This is a genomic window from Candidatus Thioglobus sp., assembly GCF_028599055.1.
In the GTDB taxonomy this organism is placed as follows: Bacteria; Pseudomonadota; Gammaproteobacteria; order PS1; family Pseudothioglobaceae; genus Thioglobus_A.
The window spans coordinates 1-2,813 of sequence record NZ_JAQRMS010000139.1 but is presented as its reverse complement, the minus strand read 5'-3'; the positions used below and the strand labels follow the sequence as shown (position 1 = coordinate 2,813).

Genomic DNA, 2,813 nt, shown 5'->3' with positions numbered 1-2,813 from the left:
GTTAGGGTTAGGGTTAGGGTTAGGTTTAGGTTTAGGGCTAAGGTTAGAGTAAGGGTTTGGGTTAGGGTTAGGGCTAAGGTTATGATTAAGGTTAAGTTAGGATTCACGTTATAGGGTCCTCTAAAAGAGAATGTACAATGTAATCTGAACCTGGCCTTGTCCCTTCTCCGTCATTGTTTCAAAACCATGTCTTAACGGGTGTGAGGTATTTTGAAGTATACATCAGTGACGTCATATCATTGAACGTCGATTTGAGGCTGGACGTCGATCTGAGTCTTACATATATTTATATATACAGTAGTCTCCCTTGTATAAGGTCAATCCCACCAAAGGTCATCCACTCATCAGGACAGATTTCACATAATAAAATCTTTTTACAGAAGGGATGGCTTTATATGAGAGGGAAATACTGGATCAATTTAACTGACAGTGGCTATAGAACTTATAAATATTGTTAAAAGTTTATCTAAAGCCCCTAAACTCTTAGCCCTTTTCCTCTGGTCAGAATGAAAGGTTTCATGACAGCAAACGGGGCCAATTTTAAAAGTATAACAACAGCAGTACAAACATAAAGGTGCTGTTAAAACAGACCAAAAATTATTTAAAATGATGAAAATCATGATATGAAATTGGGAAAAAAAATCTGTATTACTTGATCTATATAAAAGAAACATTTATTGTTGATTAATATAGACATTTCTTAAGGATATTTGACATTCTGTTGAAAATATTCAATACTTTTTCAACAAAGACAGAATGGGTGTATATTTATGGAATTACCATTTATTTTTAAATTTAATAGTATGCAACACGTAGTCTTTGTGGTAATGTTAACCTTTTTCACGCAGTATTTCTATTGATAAGCCATAAAAACTAAAAATGAAGGTGGCATTATGTCAGATTATAAAACTACATGTATATGTGGAGAAAATGATATTGACGAATGAATTCAATAGCTTTTTAATTTTTTTTTTAGGTCACTTGACCTAAAAAGTTTGAAGATACCAAAGGGGTAATCATAAGCCAAAAATCAAAGGATAGACAACACAATGGCCAAAAGAAAAATGACAAACAACCATCTACAAAACATACACATAAAACTAAAGATCAAGTAACATGAACCCCTTTAAAAAACCGGGGATGAACTTGGGTTCTCCGGAAGGGTTAGCAGTTTCTGCTCCACTAGTGGCATCCATTGTGTTAATCTAGTTACAAACACTGTGATAAGTCATGAATGAGGAAAGGACCGGGAAGTGTTTACAACAAGTGGAACATATCCGTGGTCATTTGTGACAAGATATTCCATAGCGATCAACCAAGTCATCTGTAAAGCAAATGTGCCAATTTTAACTAAACCTTGGCTGTTTAAAAATTGTGTTCGACAGGCCTGCCTACCTTCAAATATAGCCAACGGTACTAAAGATATAAATTGTCTTTAAACAGCCACTATTTCTTCCCTTTGAAATGGAGTGAGATAATATTTAATTAGTAGATATATGTCAAATTAAATTAGTTCTCATTTCTTTGGTAAAATATGTAATTGCATATTTTTGGCTAATATGTAAATTGAGCCTAATCTGGTGGTGATCTTGTTCATTATTGACCAACCACTTTGTGTTCGTTATAGTGGTGATCTAGATCATTATTGACCAACCACTTTGTGTTCCTTCTAGTGGTGATCTTGTCATTATTGACCAACCGCTTTGTGTTCCTTCCAGTGATCTTGTTTTGTATTAATCAACCACTTTGTGTTCGTTATAGTGGTGATCTAGATCATTATTGACCAACCTGTTTGTGTTCCTTCCAGTGATCTTGTTTTGTATTGATCAACCACTTTCTGTTCCTTATAGTGGTGATCTAGATCATTATCGACCAATCTGTTTGTGTTCCTTCCAGTGGTGATCTTGTTCTGTATTTTTCAACCACTGTATTCCTTACAGTGTTGATCTTGATAATTATTGACCAACCTGTTTGTGTTCTTACCAGTTGTGATCTTGCTCTGTATTTATCAAACACTTCGTGTTCCTTATAGTAGTGATCTTGTTCATTATTGACCATTCCAGTGGTAATTTTGTTCATTATTGACCAACCACTTTGTGTTCCTTCCAGTGGTGATCTTGTTCATTATTGACCAACCACTTTGTGTTCCTTCCAGTTGTGATCTTGTTCATTATTGACCAACCACTTTGTGTTCCTTCCAGTTGTGATCTTGTTCATTATTGTCCAACCTGTTTGTGTTCCTTCTAGTGGTGATCTTGTTCTTAATTGACCAACCACTTTGTGTTCCTTCCAGTGGTGATCTTGTTCTGTCTTGAACAACCACTTTGTTTTTCTTCCAGTGATGATATTGTTATGTCTTGAATAACCACTTTGTTTTTCTTCCAGTGGTGATCTTGTTCCGTGGTTACCAACCACTTTGTGTTCCTTCTAGTGATGATCTAGTTTTGTCTTAGACAACCACTTTGTGTTCCTTCCAGTGGTGATCTTGTTTTTTCTTGAACAACCACTTTGTGTTCCTTCCAGTAGTGATCTTGTTTTGTCTTGAACGACCACTTCGTGTTCCTTCAAATGGTGATCTTGTTCTGTCTCGAACAATCTTTGTGTTCCTTCCAGTGGTGAGTTTGTTTTGTCTTGACTAACCACTTTGTGTTCCTTCTAGTGGTGATCTTGTTTTGTCTTGAACAACCACTTTGTGTTCCTTCTTGTGGTGATCTTTTTTTGTCTTGAACAATCTTTGTGTTCCTTCCAGTGGTGAGTTTGTTTTGTCTTGACTAACCACTTTGTGTTCCTTCTAGTGGTGATCTTGTTTTGTC

The 2,813-nt window shown here is 35.8% G+C and carries 1 protein-coding gene; it reads right to left on the bottom strand.

What is annotated here, in order from left to right; genetic code table 11:
* Nucleotides 1-2,124 precede the first annotated feature (2,124 nt).
* On the bottom strand, nt 2,125-2,415 hold the full coding sequence (locus PSN35_RS06850) for a hypothetical protein (RefSeq protein WP_300031304.1): 291 nt from the start codon (nt 2,413-2,415) through the stop codon (nt 2,125-2,127).
* Nucleotides 2,416-2,813: the final 398 nt, after the last annotated feature.